The organism is Geomonas sp., from assembly GCF_035254065.1.
Taxonomy (GTDB): Bacteria; Desulfobacterota; Desulfuromonadia; order Geobacterales; family Geobacteraceae; genus Geomonas.
Genome location: NZ_DATFBA010000021.1, coordinates 1 through 19,300, shown reverse-complemented (window position 1 = coordinate 19,300; position 19,300 = coordinate 1). Strand labels below are relative to the sequence as shown.

The window sequence follows — 19,300 nt, the reverse complement described above, 5'->3', positions numbered from 1 at the left end:
CCTGTCCCTCCCCTTGAAAGGGAGGGAACGTTGGGCCGGCCGCATGCACTGAAGGGTCAGTGCTCGCGCTTGACAGGTCGCACGGCCAGAAGCAATCCCCCCTATCCCCCTTTATCAAGGGGAAACCTGATTGAGGGGTGGTCATCGCTGAAAGGTCCCTGTGCGTCCCCTCCCCTTCAAGGAGGGACAGGGTGAGGATGGGTTTCTACTGTCGACTACTTCCGAATCCTTCCTGATAGCCCCATGCCGGGGACGTGGGACTCCTCTATCACCCGCCCGTCTCCAAGGTACATGTGCACGCCGCAGGGGAGGCAGGGGTCCATACTGCGCACGGTGCGCAGGATGTCGATCCCCTTGAAGCCGGCTTTGCCGCTCTCCTCGAAGATGGGTGTATCCATGACGGCGTCTTCCATGGGACCGGCGACGCCGTCGCTGGAGGTCGGGCTCGCGTTCCAGCAGGTCGGGGGATAGGGATGGTAGTTGGCGATCTTGCCGTCCCGGATCACCAGGTGGTGGGAAAGGACGCCGCGCACCGCCTCGTGGAACCCGACGCCGATCGCCTCGCCGGGGACCTTGAAGTCGGTGAAGGTCCTGGTATGGCCGAGCCGTACCTCGGCGAGCGCCTTCTCGACGAAGAAGAGCGCCATGGCTGCCGAGTAGGCGATGAAGTAGATGCGCGCACGGTCACGCTCGACGGTGTTGCACCACTGAGGCACCTTCCATTCCAGCTCCGTCTCGGGAAGGAGCATGCTCTTGGGCAGGGTCATCCGGATGCTGCCGCCGGTCGCCTTGGCGTAAGGGGTATCGACCAATCCGGAGAGCGCGGTGGACCAGAGCCTGGCCAGGGGGCCGCCGCCGGTCTCCAGCGGCAGCATCTCGCCGGATGCGGGATCCTGCCAGCGGGGGCTCATCACCCAGCTGTAGTTCCCCCCCTCGAAGTCCCGCTTCTGCGGGTGCGGGATGGTGGTCTGGTTCCAGGGATGGCGCTGGTCGATGGGGTTTCCGAGCGGATCGTGGCTGACGAAGGTCTCCTCCCCCTGCCAGTCCTGGTAATAGGAACTTCCCAACAGGATGCGCAGCCCGAGGTTGATGTCGATCAGCCCGTTGGTGACCAGCTTGCCGTCCACCACCACGCCGGGGGTGACGAACATGGCGCGCCCCCAGTCGTTCATGGTGGCGTAGCGGTAGTCGCTCACCGAGGGATCCTGGAAGGAGCCCCAGCAGGCAAGTTGGGTGCGCCGCCGCCCCACCTCCTCGTACCCCGGTTGCGCCTCATAGAAGAAGTTGAACAGGTCGTCGTTCAACGGCACCACCTTCTTCACGAAATCGAGCACCTTCAAAAGCTTCGAGAGGTAGTCGGTGAACAGCTGGGGAGTGGCCACCGTCCCCACCCCGCCCGGGTAGAGGGTGGAGGGGTGCACGTGGCGCCCTTCCATCAGGCAGCACATCTCGCGGGTGACCCGCCCGATGGTAAGCCCTTCCTTGTACATCGCCCCCTCGAAGGGATTGTAGGCGCGCATGATGTCGGCGATGGTGCCGAAACCGTGCACCGCCGCATGCGGGGCGCTGGTCGTCTCGGCCTTGGCGAGAAGCGACGGGTTGGTCTCCCTTACCATCTGCTCGCAGAAGTCGACCAGCACCAGGTTGGTCTGGAACAGGGTGTGGTCGAACATGAACTCGGCCGCCTCGCCCAGGTTCACGATCCACTCCGCCAGCGGGGGAGGCTTCACGCCGTAGGCCATGTTCTGCGCGTAGGTCGAGCAGGTGGCGTGGTTGTCGCCGCAGATGCCGCAGATGCGGCTGGTGATGAAATGGGCGTCGCGGGGGTCCTTGCCGCGCAGGAAGACGCTGTAGCCGCGGAAGAGCGAGGAGGTGGTCTTGCACTCCGCCACCCGCCGGTTTTCGAAATCGATCTTGGTGTAGACGCCGAGGTTGCCGATGATCCTGGTGATGGGGTCCCAGTTCATCTCCACCAGGTTGCCGTTGCCTCCCTTAAGGTTTCCCACCGCTGCCTCCTTTGCCGGTATCGCCTCCGTGTCGGGGATTGTAGCCGCTGGTCAGCCGGGGGCCTCGGTGGCGCCACTTGGGCTCCTCGTTGATGGTGGTGTTTGTGAGCCCGCGCAGCCGTCGGATCATCGGACCGTACGCCTTGCTGGTCAGAAGCGAGGAGAGGCTCGCGCCGGGCGGCTCGTCCATGAAGGGCATCATCTTGTCGGGGAAGCCGGGCATGGTGCAGCCGATGCAGATCCCCCCCACGTTGGGGCAGCCCCCTACCCCGTCCATCCAGCCGCGCTTGGTGACGTTGCAGTTCACCACCGGGCCCCAGCAGCCGATCTTCACCTGGCACTTGGGAGAGTTGTAGTCGTGGGCGAAATCCCCCTGCTCGTAGTAGGCGGCGCGGTCGCACCCCTCGTGCACCGTCTTGCCGAACAGCCAGGTCGGGCGCAGCTTGTCGTCCAGCGGGATCATGGGCGCCTCGCCCGCCACCTGGTAGAGGAGCCAGAGGAGCGTCTCCATGAAGTTGTCCGGCTGCACCGGGCAGCCGGGGACGTTGACGATGGGGATGCCGGCCGCCGAGCGGAAGTCCCAGCCCAGGTAGTCGGCGAGCCCCATGGAGCCGGTGGCGTTGCCGGCCATGGCGTGGATGCCGCCGTAGGTCGCGCAGGTTCCGGCCGCCACCACCGCCAGCGCCTTGGGGGCCAGCCGGTCGATCCAGCTGCTCAGGGTGATCGGCTCGCCGGTCTCCGGGTCGTTGCCCATGGAGGTGAAATACCCCTCGTCGTGGATCTCCTCGTTGGGGATCGCCCCCTCCACCACGAAGACGTAGGGCCCCTGTTCCCCGCGCGCGGCCGCATGGAAGGGGGCCATGAAATCATCCCCGGTCTGCATGGAGAGCACCTTGTTGTGCAGGTGCACCTTGGGAAGCCCCGGCACCAGTCCCAGCAGGATATTCTCCAGGGGCGGCAGGGTGGCCGCGGTCACCGAGACCGAGTCTCCGTCGCAGCTCATCCCCTCCGAACTCCAGAGGATGTGGATCTCGTCGATGCCGCTCTTGGTCTTTTGTTCCATGATCTCCCCCTTTCTAACTGGTTCATCAGGGTATTCGATTCCAGGCCTCCAAAGCCGACACGTCAAGCTCTCAACCCGTTCGTCCTGAGCCGAGAGCCTGTCCTGAGCTTGTCGAAGGGAAGGACTTGCTTGTGACCGTCGGGGAAGGGTACTTCGACAAGCTCAGCACGAACGGACACCTACTCCTACTTTCAATCCCCTGAAGAACGCATTAACATCGAGTCATCTCCAGCGGGCCGGCTTCCAGACATGCCACTGGTGTGCCGGCGCGGTGCCGCAGGAGAGGCGACAGGCCAATTCCGCCACCACCTTCACCGCCGGTTCCACGGCGGCCGCCACATCCGGCGTCATCTCGTTGGACATGGCCTCCAGGGAACTTCCGGTCGGCTCGCAGGCGACGATCAAGAGCTGAGAGGGGAGCGAGCCAAGCAGGCGAGCCAGCCCGATCACCACCAGCGGCGTCATCTTGTGGTACTCCAGCGGGACCGTGTCGCCTGCCGCGGGGTTGGGCTCGAAGACGTACAGGCTCCCCGGCTGCCCCCCCCTGGAGACCACGTCCACCAGGATGGCGGCGTCGTAGCCCCCCACCAGGGCGTAGGCCAGGTTGATCCCCTGCCCCTCGAAATCGCAGAGCTCGGTGCCGTCGGGTAGCGAGTGGCCGCGCAGGCGCTCGACGACTTCGATGCCAAAGGCCTCGTCACCGAGCGACCCGTTGCCGATGCCGGCCACCAGTACCCGCCGCCGCTGGCAGAGAGGATCGTCCCCCCCCTGCCACCGCCAGGAAACATCCTCCACCCCTCTTCTGGTCACTCTCTCCATGATCTCCCCCTGCGTGCGGAGGTAACCCCCTGGTCCCGACCACGATGAGCTTCAGACGACGAACAGTAGAAATGTAGCAACGAAACATGGTGAGTCAATGAATATATTTTAACCATACAGACACAGTCACGGTCTCCCAGGGCAGTGACTGACGCCGCCTTGTGTTAGAGATCTATCACGGTAGAGTTAGAGCTTTGAGCCTGTAAAAGGAGAAGGGAGCCGGATCGGCCGGCATTGACAGAAGGGGGAACTATGACATCCGTTGGTGCGCCCTGTGCCGTTCACCAATGGATCAGGAGGATGTTCCGTGCCTGACACTCAAGAAGACGGCAAACCGTTCCAACTCACTGAGGAAGAGGAGAGAAGAGCAGAGGAAGCGACCAGCATGGCCGCCGTGGTGGTGCACGAGGCGCTGCGCAAGGAGGGGGAGTCCGAGCTCGCCCGCCCCACCTCGGCGCTCGCCTGGTCCGGGCTGGCTGCGGGACTCTCCATGGGGTTCACCCTTTTCGCCGAGGGGCTTTTGCAGGCGCACCTCCCCGACCTTCCCTGGCGCCCGCTGATCACCAAGTTCGGTTACACGATCGGCTTTCTGATCGTGATCCTCGGCCGCCAGCAACTCTTCACCGAGAACACCCTGACCGTCATCCTGCCGCTGCTCTCCCGGCGCGACAGCACCACCCTGGCGAACGTGGCGAGGCTCTGGAGCGTGGTGCTGGTGGCGAACCTGATCGGGGTGTGGCTCTTCACCCTCGCCCTGCGCGGACCTGCCTTCGAACCGCAGGTCCTGGACAGCTTCCGGCAGATCGGGCGCGAAGCCATGGCGCCGGGTCCCCTGGTCATCTTCTTCAAGGCGATCTTCGGCGGCTGGCTCATCGCCCTCATGGTCTGGCTGCTTCCCGGCTCGGAATCCTCCCGCCTCCCCACCATTATCATCATCACCTACCTGGTGGGACTCGGGAAGATGGCGCACGTGATCGGGGGCTCGGCCGAGACCCTCTACCTGGCCACCACCGGCGAGATCGGATATGTCGACTACCTGCTGAACTTCTTCATCCCCACCTTGGGAGGCAACATCATCGGTGGGGTCGCTCTGGTGGCGGCGCTGAACCATGCGCAGGTGGTGGCGGGGAAAAGGAAGGAGCATCGATGACGAGTTGCGGCCGCTTTCCGTCTCGTAAGTGACAAGTCAAGAAGGGAACTTTCCGCGAGGAGGTGTGGGAGGGCGAGGGGGTGTTGGCAGAGGGGGATCGAGTGAGAAAAGGCTAGGTCAGCTCGCCTTTCCCGGTAGGCTAGACGTGGTTGCGGAGCATGAGTTCGGCAGGGGCGGGGGCAAGATAGAGCTGCTCCTTGAGGTACTGCTGGTCGTACTTGTTGACGTAGTGCCGAAGCAGGGTGACAGGCACGATGAGGGGGACAAGTTGGGCGTGGTACTGGCCGATGACTTCGGCCAGTTCCTCCTTCTCCGGGCCCGACAGCTCTCTTTTGAAGTAGCCCATGATGTGCTGCAGCACGTTGGTCTGCTTCTTGACCGTGGCGAGCAGCTCCAGGGCCTTCATGAAGAGCTCCTCGTAGCGGGAAAGGAGTTGCGGCAGATCGGCACTCCCGGCCTGGGCGACGAGGCTTCCCAGCTCGCGGTAGAGCGCGGGGCTGTGCGCCATCACGATCAGCTTGTGGCGGGTGTGGAAGGCCACCAGCCTTCCCGGGTCGGGCTGTTCCGCCAGGAGGTCCTTCCAGCGGCGGTAGGCGAAGACCCGCTCGATGAAGTTCTCCCTCAGCTCCGGATCGTTCAGCCTCCCCTCCTCCTCCACCGGCAGGTGCGGGAAGTGGGCGACCACCGCCGCGGCGAACAGGCCGCTGCCGCTTCTGGCCGGCATCCCTTCCCGGTACACCTTGACGCGGTAGAGCCCGGAACTGGGCGAGTTCTTCTTGAAGATGAACCCGCAGAGGTCCTCCTTCTCCAGCTCGACCACCTTGGCGTGGCAGAAGCTAAGCATCTGGTCGGTCTTGTCGGCGCCGCTTTTGCTGGTGACCAGGCGGGGTGCCTCGGGATCCCCCTCCAGTCGCATCGCCTCGCGCGGGACCGGCATCCCGCAATCCACCTCCGGGCAGACCGGCACGAAGCTGAAGAACCGGCCCAGCACGTCGGTGATGTACCGGTCGTGCTTGTGGCCGCCGTCGTAGCGGACCGTCTCTCCCAACAGGCAGGAGCTTATCCCTATCTTGATGGTTGTCGGCATACCCTCACCCGGCCTTCGGCCACCCTCTCCCCTAAAGGGGCAAGGGTCTGAGATGCGATAGCTACAAAGGATCTGTCCAGGTTCGCTGCGGTGGCGGTTAAAAGTACACCGGCAGCGTGAAGTAGAAGGTGGCCCCCTCGTCGACCACCCCTTCCGCCCAGATGCTGCCGCCGTGGCGCTGGATGATGCGCTGGGCGGTGGCCAGCCCGATACCGATGCCGTCGAACTCGGCCCCGTGCAGCCGCTCGAAGGCCTTGAACAGCTTGGAGAGGTAGGTCATGTCGAAGCCGGCGCCGTTGTCCCTCACGTAGTAGGTCTCCTGCCCACAGACTACCGCCTTGCCGAACTCGATGCGCGCCTCCCCTTTTTGCGAGGTGTATTTCCAGGCGTTCCCCAAAAGGTTCTCCAGCAGCTGCCGCAACAGCGCCTGGTCCCCCATCACCGTGATCCCCGGTTCCACCACCAGCTCGGTATCCCGGTGGGGATCGGTCTCCACGAACATGCGCAGGGTGGAGTCGGCAAGCTCGCTCAGGTCCACCAGCCCGGGATCGATCTCGGCCCGGGTCACCCGGGAGAGCTCCAGCAGGTGGTCGATCAGGTCCCCCATCCGGCTGGAGGCGGAACAGATGCGGTCCAGGTACTCGCGGGCGCCGGGAGGGACCTGGTCGCCGAAGTCCTCGATGACCATGGCTGAGAAGCTGTTGATGTGACGAAGCGGGGCGCGCAGGTCGTGGGAAACAGAGTAGCTGAACGATTCCTGGGCGCGGATGGCCGCCTCCAGGTCTGCCGTCCGCTCCCTGACCCGCTGCTCGAGCAGCTCGTTGGCAAGCCTCAGTTCGTTCTGATGGGCGATCAGGATGTCCTGCATCTGCTTGCGCTCGGTGACGTCCCGGCCGGTGGCCTGGTACTCGACGATCTTTCCTTCCGAGTCGGTGATGGCGCAGTGCTTCCACTGGTGCCAGTGCAGTCCGTCCGGGAGCTCGACGCGGTTTTCCACTACCACGAAGGGGTTTTCGGGGGTGAGGGCCTCGATGGCGGCGACCACCTGGGCCCGGTCATCCTCGTGCAGGAAGGGGTAGAACGATTTCCCCAGCAGATCCTCAGGCCGGTGACCGGTCAGCTTGGCCAGTGAATTGTTGACGAAGGTGAGGATGCCGCCCGGCAGATAGCGGTCCACGAACTCGGTCTGGTTCTCCACGATGTCGCGGTAGCGCGCCTGGCTGGTCCTCAGGGCCTCCTCGGCCTGTTTCCGCCCGGTTATGTCCTCGCTGAAGATGAAGATCCCCCCCACGGCGCCGCTGCTGTCGTACCACGGCACGACCTCCCAGCTGAGACAGATCTCGGAGCCGTCGTTTCGCCGCAGCCGGTCATCCCGGCAGGTGACCACCTCTCCGGCCAGGCCGCGGCGGTGGGCATCCCGCCGATGAGCGGCGTTTTTGGGGAAGAGGTCGTAATGAGAGAGCCCGGTGACGTCCATGTCGCCCAGTTGAGTTGCCTCCATCCAGCGCCGGCTGGCGAAGATGTACCTCATCTCCCGGTCGAACATGGCCAGGTTGGCGGGGGCGTGCTCCATGAAGTACCTGAGCCGGCTCTCGCTCTCCTTGAGCGCCTTTTCCGCCTCCTTGCGCTCGGTGACGTCGCTGACCAGCACGGCGTACTGGTCAGGCGCCGGCCGGAAGGCGAAGATATCGAAGTACTTCTGGAAGGGGTCGGAGTAATAGCAGCACTGGCTGGGCTGGCCGGTGGTGACCACCTGCTTGAAGACCGCCAGCCAGACCGAAGAGGGGGCATCCTGCAGCTGGTACATCCGCCTGTTCAGGATGTCGTCGCGCTTGAAGCCCACGATCCTCTCGAAAGCCGGATTGACGTCCAGGTAGAGGTAGTCGCAGGGGGCGCCGCTTTCGTCGAAGATGACCTGGGAGAGGAAGAACCCCTCACGCATGGACATGAAGAGGCTGCGGTAGCGCTCCTCGTCTCTTGATAACGCCTCGGTCAGCTGCAGGTCGCGCCGCCTGACCTCGTGTATCAATTCGTCCCTGCTCATCTGATCGTACGGTTTCATACCCATGCTCGTCCCCTGCCGAAAAATCGGCAAGGGGGAACTTTACACCATTACTAATTAGGATTCAATGATTTTTAGTATGGGTAAAACCGTTGGCGGTTATCCCTTTTCTCCCGTATATCAGGAAGAGGCAATGGGAGCCGGAGGCGTTAAGCCCGAAATCGAACGAGCTAAAACATCAGCAGTTACATTAATTTTTTTATGTAAAAGAAGGGCTCGATGCGCGTCCTTGATCAGCTCAGGAGGTTATCCGGCAGGCGGGCACCCACGTGTGAGTGCCCATTGTGCTGGCACAGGGAGAGCGGGTAGCTGGGAACCTCCCGTCGGCTCAGTCCGTCACCCAGGGCTCCGCTGCCTGGCGCACCGCGTGCTGGTCAGCCGGAGGGAAATAGCTCTCCGCCGCCACCCGGTGCTGTTCCCCCAGGGTCTTCTCGACCACCACCGACAGCAGCTGCCCTCCCGGCGTCGGCTCCATGATGCTCCCGCACAGGGTCGCCGCCAGCACGATCAATGCCTTGATGTTCGCCATCACCGTCTCCTTCCGGACGCTCCGGCTCCCCCACGCTGCCGCGCCCAGCGCGCGAGCTCGGGGTAATTCAGGTAGCATCCGGCAGCACTTATCCAGTTCCGTTAGCATTTTCCATACCCCTTGTAACCCATTGATTCCTCGTCCTCATGGCACGCGAAGGCTGCGCCTCCCTCTGCAAAACCAGCCAACCTGTCGAGATTTTCGCACCCGTTCCACCTGCCTTACCCCACCCCCCTTCCCGAGCCCTCCCGTGCTGGCCAGCCGGTTAACCGGCCAGTGCCGGCGTGCCTATTTCTTCCCTCTCCTCCTCAGGGGGAGAGGGTGGCCGAAGGCCGGGTGAGGGCGTGGTTGACCTGACCGGGCGAGGGAGATTGACGTCCCGGAGCCGTTTTATCCGGGCTACCCGTTGACCTTTCCCGTCAAAGAACTATCTTTTTCTAATGCCCACACCGACAAAAGATCACCGTGAACGGAGGTAGCTCATGCACGTGCGTGAAAGGAACATGATCCTCTCCCCCGGTTGGCTGGTCACCGCTGTCATCACCTTCCTCTTCGGCTTCACCATCCTCGGCTACCTCGCCTTCAGGAACAACACCGACCAGCCCCCCATCCCCAAGGAGGTCCGCACCGCCGACGGGACCCTCCTCTACACGGGGGGCGACATCCTGGCAGGACAGTACCTGTTCCAAAGATACGGCCTCATGCAGTACGGTACCCTGTTCGGCCACGGCGCCTACCTGGGTCCCGACTTCACCGCCCAGTACCTCCGCACCGCCGGCGACCGTGAATTCGTCTACTACACCGGCCAAGGGATGCCCGACGCCCAGGCCACCGAACGGGTGCGGGCCGAGGCCAAGGACAATACCTACAATGCGGTGAGCGGCATCCTGACCCTCACCCCTGCCCAGGCCAGCGCCTATCGCGACCTGATCGGCTACTACCGGGCATGGTTCGGCCCGCCCGCCACCCAGCGCGGCCTGCAGCGCCCCTACCTCAATAACCCGGAGGAGATCAGGCAGCTCACCTCCTACTTCTCCTGGGCCGCCTGGGTATGCTCCGCCCGACGCCCGCTCACCGACCACTCGTACACCAACAACTGGCCCCCGGACGATCTGGCCGCCAACCGCCCCACCCCCGGCATCCTGATGTGGAGCGTGCTCAGCCTGGTCGCCCTGCTCTGCGGAGCCGGCGTCATCTTCTTCCTCTTCGGCCGTTTCGAGTGGCTGGGGTGGCATGCCATGGAGGAGGCGCCCGAGGGCGCCTATCCTCTGCCGGAGGAGGCACCGCTCACCCCTTCGCAGCGGACGGTGACCTGGTACTTCCTGGTGGTGTCCCTGCTCTTTTTGGTGCTCGGCCTGCTGGGAGGGGTGAATGCCCACTACCACGTGGAGACCGGCGGCTTTTACGGCTATTCGCTCGCCAACATCCTTCCCTACAACCTCTCCAGGATGTGGCACGTGCAGGTTGCCCTCTTCTTCGTGGCCTCCAGCTTCGTGGCGATGGGGATCTTCCTGACCCCGCTCATCGGCGGCACCGAACCCCGCCACCAGGACAAGCTGGCCCTCGTCCTGCTGGCGGCCCTGGTGGTGGTCGTGGCGGGGAGCCTCACCGGCGAGGCGATCAGCCTGAAGGGTGTTCTCCCCGGCAGCGCCCCCTGGTTCTGGATCGGCTCACAGGGGTGGGAATACCTCGACCTGGGGAGGCTCTGGCAGCTCCTGTTGACGGTGGGGATGCTGCTTTGGCTGTTCATCCTGGTGCGCGGCATGAAGGACCGCTTGAAGGGGGAGCACCCCGGCAACATGCCCTGGCTCTTTATCTATTCCGCCATCTCCATCCCGCTCTTCTACGCCGCCGGCATGCTGTACAGCCAGACGAGCCATTTCGTGCAGGTGGAATTCTGGAGGTTCTGGGTGGTCCATCTCTGGGTGGAGGATTTCCTGGAGCTCTTCACCACCATCATGGTGGCCTACGTCTTCCTCTTGCTGGGGGTGGTGCGGATCCGGGTGGCCACCACCATCGTCTACTTCGACATCATCCTCTACTCGGTGGGCGGCGTGATCGGCACCATGCACCATCTCTACTTCAGCGGCACCCCCGAGATGCACATGGCCTACGGCGCCTTCTTCTCCGCCATGGAGGTGATCCCGCTGCTTCTTCTGACCTACGAGGCGTGGCGGTTCATGAAACTGGGGGCACCGGCCGGGGTCTCCATGCTGAGCACCGCCGGCAACATCTTCCCCCACAAGTGGGCGGTCATGTTCCTGATCGCGGTCGGCTTCTGGAACTTCCTGGGCGCCGGGGTATTCGGCTTCCTGATCAACCTCCCCATCGTGAGTTACTACGAGATCGGCACCCAGTGGACCGCCAACCACGGGCACGGCGCGCTGATGGGGGTGTACGGCATGCTGTCGCTCGGCTTCTTCATGTTCGTGGCACGCTACTTCGTCCCCCTGGACAAGGCCGCCGACCGGGCCATGGCTATCGCCTTCTGGTGCACCAACCTCGGCCTCGCCTGGATGCTCTTCATCAACCTCTTCCCGGTGGGGCTTCTGCAGATGAACACCATCCTGGCCACCTCCTATTTTCAGGGGAGGCAGCCCGACTTTTTCAACCTGCCTCTGGTGCGTCTGTTCGAGTGGCTGCGTTTCCCCGGCGACGCCCTCTTCATCATCGGCATTTTGCCGGTCGTCTACCTTGCGCTCCGCATGTTCGCCAACCGACATCGAAAGGGAGTGGCTCCCGAGGCGCTTGCTGGAAAACATCGGGTATAATGTGAGGGTTGGCCACGAAATGGGGCACCTATGACATCGGTACGGGAGGAAGTGATGGAAAACCTCGGGCAGTACCAGCAGACGGCAGTTAATTTCATCACGGTGTACGGAACGAAACTGGTGGCAGTCATCCTTTTCTGGATCATCGGCCGCTGGCTGATCGGGCTGGTGGGGCGCATGCTGGCGGCGGTGCTTGAGAGACAGAAGATCGATCCGACGCTGATCCGCTATCTCGGCAACTTCCTCGCCGTTACGCTGAACATCATCCTGGTGGTCGCCATCCTCGGCTACTGCGGCATCGAAACGACCACCTTCGCGGCACTGGTAGCCGGTATCGGCATAGCGATCGGCGCCGCCTGGGGAGGGCTGCTGACCAACCTGGCCTCCGGCATCTTCCTGGTCGTGCTGCATCCGTTCAAGGTGGGGGATTTCGTCACCGTGGGGGGGGTGACCGGCACCGTCAGGGAGATCGGTCTCTTCGTCACCGCCCTCAACACCCCGGAAAACGTGCTGACCCTGGTCGGCAACGGCAAGATCTTCACCGATACCATCCAGAACTTCACCGCCAACCCCTTCCGCCGGGTGGAGCTGAAATGCCAGCTAAACGGCGGCGTCGACCATGTGGCCGCCATGCAGCTGTTGCGGCAGGAAGTCGGTAAGGTCGCCAACGTGCTGACCGATCCGCCGGTGCAGGTCGAGATACTGGAGTTCAACCTGGTCGGCCCCGTGTTGGCGGTGCGCCCCTTCTGTCACAACGACAATTACTGGCAGGTCTACTTCGACGGCAACCGCGCCATCCGTGAGACGCTGATCGCCGGCGGCTTCCCGCCTCCCATCCCGGCCCAGATGGTACTGATGCACAGCGAGGCCGAGAAGGTCGTGCCGATCGCCCCGCCCGCCATCCCTTCCTGAGCGGCAAACGAAAACAGGGATGGACCGGTGCCTGTACTGGCCACCGGTCCATCCCTCTTGTCCATCCAGTTGATCCCCCTGCCCCGCCCTAGATCCTGTTGGCCTCGTTCTTGTGATAGATGTCGAAGAAGATGACCGAGTTATCCTGCACCTCATGGCAGAAGCCGCATTGATCCTCCAGCTTCCTCCCTTCCTTTCGGCACAACTCGCACCAGTGGTAGATGAGACGGTAATCCCGACGGCCCACGTACTTTTTGAGCCGGCCGTGGTGTTCCCCGTGCATCCAGCCGTCGGCGTCACCGGGGTTCTCCAGCAGGCGGTCGATCACCTGCATGATGCGCACGTGCCCAGGCGGGTCATGTTTCTGGATCTTGTGCATCTTGTTTGCGAAACCGGGGGTGGGAAAGAAGGAAAACACCGGGAAAAACCTCCTAAAGAAATGAATACATTAGCAAAACAAGCAGCCGGACCTGCCAGAGAGCCCCCCCCTACACCCGCGTCCCGCGGGAAAGGATGGCCGAAATGCTCCAGCAAAAGCAACTCAGGCGTTGTAGTGGTCGTCGCGCAGGTAGAAAAGGACCGTCTCTTCCAGGTTCTTTACCGCCTCATCAATGGTCCGGCCGAAACTGGACACATTCATGTTGAGACATTGAGAGACGTAGTACTTTCCGGTCTGATAGACGACATACGAGAAGGTTTTCATTTGAGTGGCTCCTCACTCGTATTATCCTATCACGCGGACCTTTCCTACTTCAACCACCACCTGCGCGGCATTACCTTCCCCTACCTTATCAGGCAGTTAGGACGCCTCGCTATCAGAGCTCCTCGGGCTGTAATGCCGCTTGAGCCAGCGGCTGAGTCCATCGAGACCGGGGAACAGCACCCGTTCGTTCATGTTGGCCTGATCCAGCTTGTCGCGAATCTCCCATTTCAGCCGCGCCGGGATCACGATCCTCCTCGATATCCCCCGGTGGGTTGCCAGCCAGTCGTCGAGCACCATACTGGGATCGGACATCACCGAGCAGAAGGCGTATTGATTGACGATCCGGTCGTCGATGGAGGGGGGCTCGAAGAAGATGGCGACCTTTTCGGCGGCCAACTCGTCCAGTTCGGCGAGCGAGTTGATCGACTCCGAGAGGAGCTCTACGGTCATGACGTTCGCCCCCTCGTCGAAGAGCGTTTTTTTCAGCCTCTCCGGCAGCAGTTCATGGGCCTTCACGTAATTCACTGCCCAGATCACGCCATCCTTGTCGAACTTGTCGATGTTGGCGGTGGCGAAGTGCATGGCGATGAAGGGAGAATAGGTCCAGTCGAGGACCCGGGTGGGAAGGCCGTAGTGCTGGGCCACCGAGAGCCAATGCCAGAGGGAATCGCGCTCCACCACGGTGCGGTGCGCGTACTTCTTGAAGTTGCGCAGCAGGTGGCGCTCAAGATCCGCATAGCAGCCGCCCAGTCTGATCAGGGTCGTTTCCAGGCGGTAGTCGGCATCCGAAAGTCCCCTGAACGCGAAGCGCGACCGAAAGCGGCGCAGGTTTTCGTTCCAAGAGTCCGCAAACAGCTCCGACTGCAGTTCCTCCCAACTACCAACGACGACTGTTTCCATTTCCTGCTATGCCTCCCGAATTGCCTTACAGCCTACAGCGGCTTTGGCAGCCTAAAATCTGCCCCAAAACATTTTAGAGCAGGGATCTTTTAGTCGGAGTGGACGGTAAGGGTTAAGAGTTTGGCGAGTGCTTTTTCCGCTGGTGCTCCTCCCACTGCTTCTGAATTTCCGGCGGGGCATAGTTCCTGAAGAAGTTGGGGAAAAGGCGAGCGATCAGTTTGTCCGTCCAGGACAGAGTGGTCAGCCAGTGCCGGGTCTCTTCATCGTCGCGGACTTTCATGTCAGCACCTCGTCTGTAGGTATCCGGAGGCCCTGCAGAAAAGGTAACCATTTTACCCGCGACTGGTCAAGTAGCTGCGGGCGAAACGATTTGCTGACCGCGGTGATGCGATGACGGAGTTCGGCCCAGCGGCAGGCAGGCCGCCCAGATAGGACAACGGCAGCGGTGGCAAGCGTGAAATGGTATCGGGGCGCAAGGGAACTTTACCCCCTCGCGCCCGGGATGGGCAGGTGACGCGCGGGATTTTGCTACTTGGCCAGCAGCGACGCTACGTAGTCAAGCAGCGCACTGGCGTTCACCGGCTTGTGGTAGATCTTGGTGAACTTGTCCTGGTAGGGACCGACGTCCTGCTTGGGAATCCCGGTCAGGGCGATCACGGGGATTGAGGAGCCGTGCAGCTTCAGGATTTCGGCGGCGGACACACCGTTGAGGCCGGGCATGACCAGGTCGGTGATCACCGCGTCAAATTCCTCACTCTCAACGACGGACAGAAGCGCGGCCCCGTTGTCAACCGTCACCACCTCGTACCCCTGCATGGTGGCGAACTTGCTCAGGGCTTCTCTGGTTGCCATCTGATCATCGGCGATAAGGATCCTCTTCGACATTCAGCACCCCCCGTTTTTTCCTTTTCGGACACCTTACAGTAACCAACAAAAGCTTTCAACAGGTTTGTATTGAACCATGGCCGCCGGCCAGGGTCTCAAGGTTATAGTGTGCTGTTCTGGCTCCTCGCCACCAGGTAGTAGACGATCCCCAGGATGAGCAGCGTGCCGGCCAGGAACACCTGGGTGGTGAGCGCGTCGTGGCGCAGGGTGGAGATCAGAATTTCACGGATCAGAGCGACGATAATAACACCGATAAAGATTAAAATGTTGAACTTTCCGCCCTTCAGCGTCTTTATTTCGTTGTCCATCAACTCGATCATCATCCAGAGAATGAGCAGAGAACCGAGCGCCGACAGGATCCCCTTCTCGAAGTCACCGTGCACGAAGATGTGGACCAGGTCCCAGACGAAGAGCGCGACGACCGACAGGGAGACTCCCGAAAGGGCGATGACCAGGATGAGGTTGAGGCCGTAGGTGAAGCGCTCGGCGCCGCGGATCAGCTTGGTTTCCAGCCGGTGGGAAAGGAAGACCTTGCTGAGCTCCTCCTCCTGGTAGGAGGTGCTCATGATGTCGAGGTTGATGTCGAGGATCTTTTCGACCGCGATCCGGTACTTGCGCCGCTCTTCGATCTGGGGGAAGGTGCTCTGCAGAAGCTCGATCAGGAACCTGCGCACCACGTTCATGGCCGCGTTCACGTAGTGGGCGTTCAGCCCGATATGGACGTGCGCGTGGCCGATCCGCTGCAACCTGGCGAGATAGGTTTCATCGTACCTGCCCGAGAAGAGGGAGAGGAACCACTCGGTGTGGGTATCCTTAAGCCTCTGCAGGCTCTTTTCGTCGCGCAGATACTTTGCCGTGTCCGGCATCTTGAGGAGGTACTCGTAGAACTCGTCCCGCATCCGCTCGCTGTTTTGCCGCGCCAGGGGAAGCAGATCGTTCAACAGCGTGGCGTCGTGGTCGGTAAAGAAGTAGTGTTCCTTGACTTCGCGCATGGTCAGCATCGTTACCTGGCTCCCTCCCTTGCCCGTATTTCGGGTTCCCTTTCAGTCCATGCCGCACTTCCGGCGTCTGGTCACCGCCCGCTCCACTGCGGCCGTTAAAGCGGCGCCTGAACGTCGTGAGCGCCTGCTCCGCACGGATGCAATCTAACATAGCGATTGCAGGGTGGCCACTTCTTTCCAACTTCGCATGGTATACACAAAAAAAGGCGTAGCGGAGACCTGATCTTGCCGACACAGGGGAGCGAGCCAGTCAGGAAAGGAAACTGGCAACGCGAAAGGAGAGTGGAAGCGCGCAGCGAGAAGAGCATGCGTCATCCTGAGCGACCGAGGTCACTCAGACTTTGTACTTGAGGTACAGTTCCTTTCGTACGGGACAGGTGCAGGCCGGCTTGTTGCCGAGGTGGTAGGAATAATAGCAGTGAGGATTTACCGGCTTGTTGCACTCGACATACAGGGTGCCTTGGGGATCCAGTTCGACGACATGGCAACAGTGCCCCCTCCCTTCCTTCAGACAGCTAAAACCATTCTCGCAGTGGGTCGTCGCATTCACCAATCTGTCGCTGATTTGGAGTCTCACCTCACCACCCCCTTCAAGATTTGGTGATAAAGAATGTACCACATCCCGTGGTTTTGTATATATTGGCCCCCTGACCCACCTCGGCACGACAAAGAAGGCCCCGATCTGTTCGGGGCCTTCTTTTCTTCAGCTACTCGGGAAGATAACTGGGGGGCAGTCTCGACTTCTACAAGCTACCCCCCGATTTCATCACACTCCCGGCTATTCGGCGTCGGTTACTTTTCCATCCATGAAAATTATCTTGAGTTCGGGGTAGATGAAAATAGCCTTTGGGCCGAGCAGGATCTGCTTCTGCGGGGGCCCCAGGATCGCGATGACTTCCTGCTGGGTCTGGCCGAGGTGGACTGTCTCTGTTGTTCTCCCTTCCTTGTCGGGAGAGGCGGCGGGACGACTTTCCTTTGCGGCCGGACCAGATGATCCTTCAGCGACTACCCACTCGGCGATGTCGTCGAGTAACTGCCGGGAGGAGATGCCGGCAATCCCCCCCTTGTAACGGAAACGGACCGAGGCCTGCAGCGGAGTGGACCACCTGACACCAGGGATGTGATAGCTGGTGACGGTGTACAGATCGAGCTGTACGTAATCGTCTTCCGCCCTGACATCATAAAGGTAAAGCCGCTCGCCCGGTTTAAGCGCCCCATCACGGCCGGTTAGCGGGAGATCGCCGCCGCCGGTCACAACGATTTGGTGGTTCTCAATCACGGTCGCCTTGAACTCTTTGCTCGGACGGTTGGCCCGCAATCCCTCCCGGCGTGGTGTCAGCACGCTGCCGGGCTCCTTCACATCGCCGAGAAACGCGCGGGTAGTGACCCGGTAAGCGCCGGTGACCACCGAGGTGGCCTCGTCACGCGTGAGCGCTGACGAGGTGGATACCCCCAAAAACACCAGCAGCAGTGCCGCTAAGAAACGAAGCTTGTACATTGTGACCTCTCTTGTAGGCAACCCGGGGCTGGTTTGAATTTACACTGTCAATGGTCAATGCCAGCGATTCCGCCTGACACTACCACAAATGTGTCCAATCGCCAACACCACACCGTCCTCCGGCCGCAGGTGTTGGGCAAGAGCAGGTTGGCAGAAAATTAAATTTTTCTATTGATTTTTTTCATCCTTGGTCTTATGTTACACAAAAATAATTCACGATATCCGACAATACTAAACCATTCGCGAGGATGGGACGGAAAGCCTAGGGTCTCCAGGAGACAGCCGGGTTGCCGACAATATCAATCGACCGATATTTATGGCACCCGGCTTTTTTGCGCACTCGAGCCGTAAACAGGGTACATCTTTTCACGATAACTCCACCGGCACCTTGGCCGAGTGATGATGCGAGTCCAGCGATACTTTATTTTTGAGCTAGAAGAGGCATTGGCAAGGCACTGCGAAGTCCTTCAACTTGGTCGGATCTTTTTCGATCCTGTTAGCGTAAGCTTCCCCGTCAAGTAGACATTTCAAAAGTAGAGTTTCTGGTGTAGTTGAGCATCAAATCGGATGGTGTCAGATCCCCTAGAGCGTCGTGAGGACGAACATCGTTGTAATCGGTCATCCACCAGTAGGTGGTCTCCCGGACCTCTCTCAAGCTCTGGAAGAGGTACACGCTGAGCACCTCCTCCCGATACGTGCGGTTGAACCTCTCGATGTAGGCGTTCTGGTTCGGCTCTCCAGGTTGGATGTAGTGGATCATCATGCCGGCCGCTTCCGCCCAGGCAACAAAATCACCGCTGAGAAACTCCGGCCCGTTATCGGTCCGAAGCACGTCAGGAAGTCCACGTTCCTGCTTTAGTCGCTCAAAGACACGGATCAGCCGCTTTCCGGTGATTGAGGTATCAATTTCGACGGTCAGACATTCCCGGTTGAAATCGTCGATGACGTTGAAGGTACGGAAAGTCTTGCCGCAGTAGAGCGTGTCGCTCATAAAATCCGCCGACCAGACCTTGTTCGGCTGCTGAGGTACCCAAAGGGGCTGTTTAATCCGCTTAGGCAGCCGCTTCTTGGCGCGGCGCTTCAGGTTGAGGCGAAGGTCACAGTAGACCCGATAGACGCGCTTGTGGTTCCATCTGTGACCCGTCCGACGCAATGCTTTGAAGGATTTCCAGAAGCCCCATCGAGGATGGCGCTCCATCAGGCCATTCAGAGCATCAATGACATTGGCATCACGCTCAGAGGCAGGTTTAGGAATTCGGTAGAAGGCCGCCCGGGAGATGCCGACGCAGGAGCAGCTTCGCTGTATTGTCAGCTTACGCTGCTCGACCAGGTAAACGACAGCTTCACGCTTCTCAGGCGGCCCTAAAGCTTTTTTTCAAGCAAATCCTTCAGCGCGTGGTTTTCAAGCGCGAGGTCTGCGTACATGCGCTTGAGCCGGGAGAGCTCAGACTCCATCTCCTTGATACGCTTCAGATCGGAAGCCTCCATGCCGCCGTACTTGGACTTCCAATTGTAGTAGGTGGGTTCCGAGATGCCGTGCTTGCGGCAGATGTCCTTCACCGGCACGCCGGCGTCGGCCTCCTTGAGGATCGAGACGATCTGGGTCTCAGTGAATCTGGATTTCTTCATTGCAGCCTCCTGGCATTTTATAATGCCAGAAAGCTCTACTTTTCAAGTGTCTCTTTTCAGGGGAAGTTTACGCGGGTGTCGTTGCCTGAAAGAAACCCATGTGAGGCAACGGTGTCGTATAGTCCCGCGAACTTGACTTTAACCGCACTGACACGATGGTCGCTGGATTGCAATCTGTCTTTCAGCGTATCCTCATGTCTTAGAATGGCAGCATGTATGAAGTTCCGGGCTGCGGCTGCACCACGACTGAAGCCAAAGCAATCAAGGTGCAGACACTCGATTGGC

18 protein-coding genes, 1 pseudogene and 1 riboswitch are annotated in these 19,300 nt (G+C 60.9%); of the genes and pseudogenes, 3 read left to right on the top strand and 16 right to left on the bottom strand.

Annotated features, from left to right (window positions below; all coding sequences use genetic code 11):
- Positions 1–215: 215 nt before the first annotated feature.
- From VJ604_RS01355 to VJ604_RS01345, 3 genes are all read right to left on the bottom strand, one after another.
- Positions 216–2,006 carry a nickel-dependent hydrogenase large subunit gene (locus VJ604_RS01355; protein WP_324079586.1) on the bottom strand — a complete coding sequence of 597 codons (1,791 nt, stop codon included), beginning with the start codon at positions 2,004–2,006 and terminating at the stop codon, positions 216–218.
- The gene (locus VJ604_RS01350; RefSeq protein WP_324079585.1) at positions 1,993–3,069 is read right to left on the bottom strand and encodes an NADH-quinone oxidoreductase subunit B family protein; all 1,077 of its coding nucleotides are present in this window, start codon (positions 3,067–3,069) and stop codon (positions 1,993–1,995) included. Before VJ604_RS01350 ends, VJ604_RS01355 begins: the two co-directional genes overlap by 14 nt.
- Positions 3,070–3,291: 222 nt before the next feature.
- Complete coding sequence (locus tag VJ604_RS01345; RefSeq protein WP_324079584.1) at positions 3,292–3,888, bottom strand: hydrogenase maturation protease; 597 nt, start codon at positions 3,886–3,888, stop codon at positions 3,292–3,294.
- Positions 3,889–4,195: 307 nt separating this feature from the next.
- Between VJ604_RS01345 and VJ604_RS01340 the strand changes: the two genes are divergently transcribed.
- The gene (locus tag VJ604_RS01340) at positions 4,196–5,038 is read left to right on the top strand and encodes a formate/nitrite transporter family protein (RefSeq protein ID WP_324079583.1); all 843 of its coding nucleotides are present in this window, start codon (positions 4,196–4,198) and stop codon (positions 5,036–5,038) included.
- 139 nt (positions 5,039–5,177) lie between these two features.
- Here VJ604_RS01340 and VJ604_RS01335 read toward each other — a convergent pair whose 3' ends face one another.
- From VJ604_RS01335 to VJ604_RS01325, 3 genes are all read right to left on the bottom strand, one after another.
- Positions 5,178–6,125 (bottom strand): YbgA family protein, encoded by a 948-nt coding sequence (locus VJ604_RS01335; protein ID WP_324079582.1) that lies wholly within the window; start codon positions 6,123–6,125, stop codon positions 5,178–5,180.
- 97 nt (positions 6,126–6,222) lie between these two features.
- Entirely contained in the window at positions 6,223–8,187 is a 1,965-nt protein-coding gene (locus VJ604_RS01330) for a PAS domain-containing sensor histidine kinase (protein WP_324079581.1), read from the bottom strand.
- A 328-nt stretch (positions 8,188–8,515) separates the two neighbouring features.
- Positions 8,516–8,716, bottom strand: coding sequence for a hypothetical protein (locus tag VJ604_RS01325; protein WP_324079580.1), 201 nt, complete (start codon positions 8,714–8,716; stop codon positions 8,516–8,518).
- Positions 8,717–9,198: 482 nt separating this feature from the next.
- On the opposite strand from VJ604_RS01325, the gene VJ604_RS01320 reads away from it, so the two are divergent.
- Both VJ604_RS01320 and VJ604_RS01315 read left to right on the top strand, forming a co-directional pair.
- Complete coding sequence (locus tag VJ604_RS01320) at positions 9,199–11,487, top strand: nitric-oxide reductase large subunit (RefSeq protein WP_324079579.1); 2,289 nt, start codon at positions 9,199–9,201, stop codon at positions 11,485–11,487.
- Between the two features lie 54 nt (positions 11,488–11,541).
- On the top strand, positions 11,542–12,399 hold the full coding sequence (locus VJ604_RS01315) for a mechanosensitive ion channel family protein (RefSeq protein ID WP_324079578.1): 858 nt from the start codon (positions 11,542–11,544) through the stop codon (positions 12,397–12,399).
- Between the two features lie 88 nt (positions 12,400–12,487).
- On the opposite strand, the gene VJ604_RS01310 is transcribed toward VJ604_RS01315, so the two are convergent.
- The 10 genes and pseudogenes from VJ604_RS01310 to VJ604_RS01265 all read right to left on the bottom strand — a co-directional run.
- Positions 12,488–12,817, bottom strand: coding sequence for a toxin (locus tag VJ604_RS01310; protein ID WP_324079577.1), 330 nt, complete (start codon positions 12,815–12,817; stop codon positions 12,488–12,490).
- A gap of 123 nt (positions 12,818–12,940) precedes the next feature.
- Entirely contained in the window at positions 12,941–13,102 is a 162-nt protein-coding gene (locus VJ604_RS01305) for a hypothetical protein (RefSeq protein WP_324079576.1), read from the bottom strand.
- A gap of 96 nt (positions 13,103–13,198) precedes the next feature.
- Positions 13,199–14,002 carry an FRG domain-containing protein gene (locus tag VJ604_RS01300; protein WP_324079575.1) on the bottom strand — a complete coding sequence of 268 codons (804 nt, stop codon included), beginning with the start codon at positions 14,000–14,002 and terminating at the stop codon, positions 13,199–13,201.
- A gap of 112 nt (positions 14,003–14,114) precedes the next feature.
- Positions 14,115–14,282, bottom strand: a complete 168-nt coding sequence (locus VJ604_RS01295) for a hypothetical protein (RefSeq protein WP_324079574.1) — start codon at positions 14,280–14,282, stop codon at positions 14,115–14,117.
- Positions 14,283–14,530: 248 nt separating this feature from the next.
- Positions 14,531–14,887 carry a response regulator gene (locus VJ604_RS01290; protein ID WP_324079573.1) on the bottom strand — a complete coding sequence of 119 codons (357 nt, stop codon included), beginning with the start codon at positions 14,885–14,887 and terminating at the stop codon, positions 14,531–14,533.
- A 101-nt stretch (positions 14,888–14,988) separates the two neighbouring features.
- Positions 14,989–15,888, bottom strand: a complete 900-nt coding sequence (locus VJ604_RS01285; RefSeq protein WP_324079572.1) for a protoglobin domain-containing protein — start codon at positions 15,886–15,888, stop codon at positions 14,989–14,991.
- A gap of 334 nt (positions 15,889–16,222) precedes the next feature.
- Positions 16,223–16,465, bottom strand: coding sequence for a hypothetical protein (locus tag VJ604_RS01280; protein ID WP_324079571.1), 243 nt, complete (start codon positions 16,463–16,465; stop codon positions 16,223–16,225).
- A 201-nt stretch (positions 16,466–16,666) separates the two neighbouring features.
- Positions 16,667–17,386, bottom strand: a complete 720-nt coding sequence (locus VJ604_RS01275; protein ID WP_324079570.1) for a hypothetical protein — start codon at positions 17,384–17,386, stop codon at positions 16,667–16,669.
- Positions 17,387–17,606: 220 nt separating this feature from the next.
- A riboswitch (cyclic di-GMP riboswitch) is annotated at positions 17,607–17,681 on the top strand.
- A 219-nt stretch (positions 17,682–17,900) separates the two neighbouring features.
- Positions 17,901–19,015 (bottom strand): IS3 family transposase gene (locus VJ604_RS01270; RefSeq protein WP_324079569.1). Its coding sequence is split into 2 segments (ribosomal slippage): positions 17,901–18,754 and positions 18,754–19,015, totalling 1,116 coding nucleotides; the frame shifts between segments, so codons are not numbered across the junction.
- Positions 19,016–19,071: 56 nt separating this feature from the next.
- Positions 19,072–19,300 (bottom strand): annotated as a pseudogene (locus VJ604_RS01265) (hypothetical protein); the annotation flags it as partial.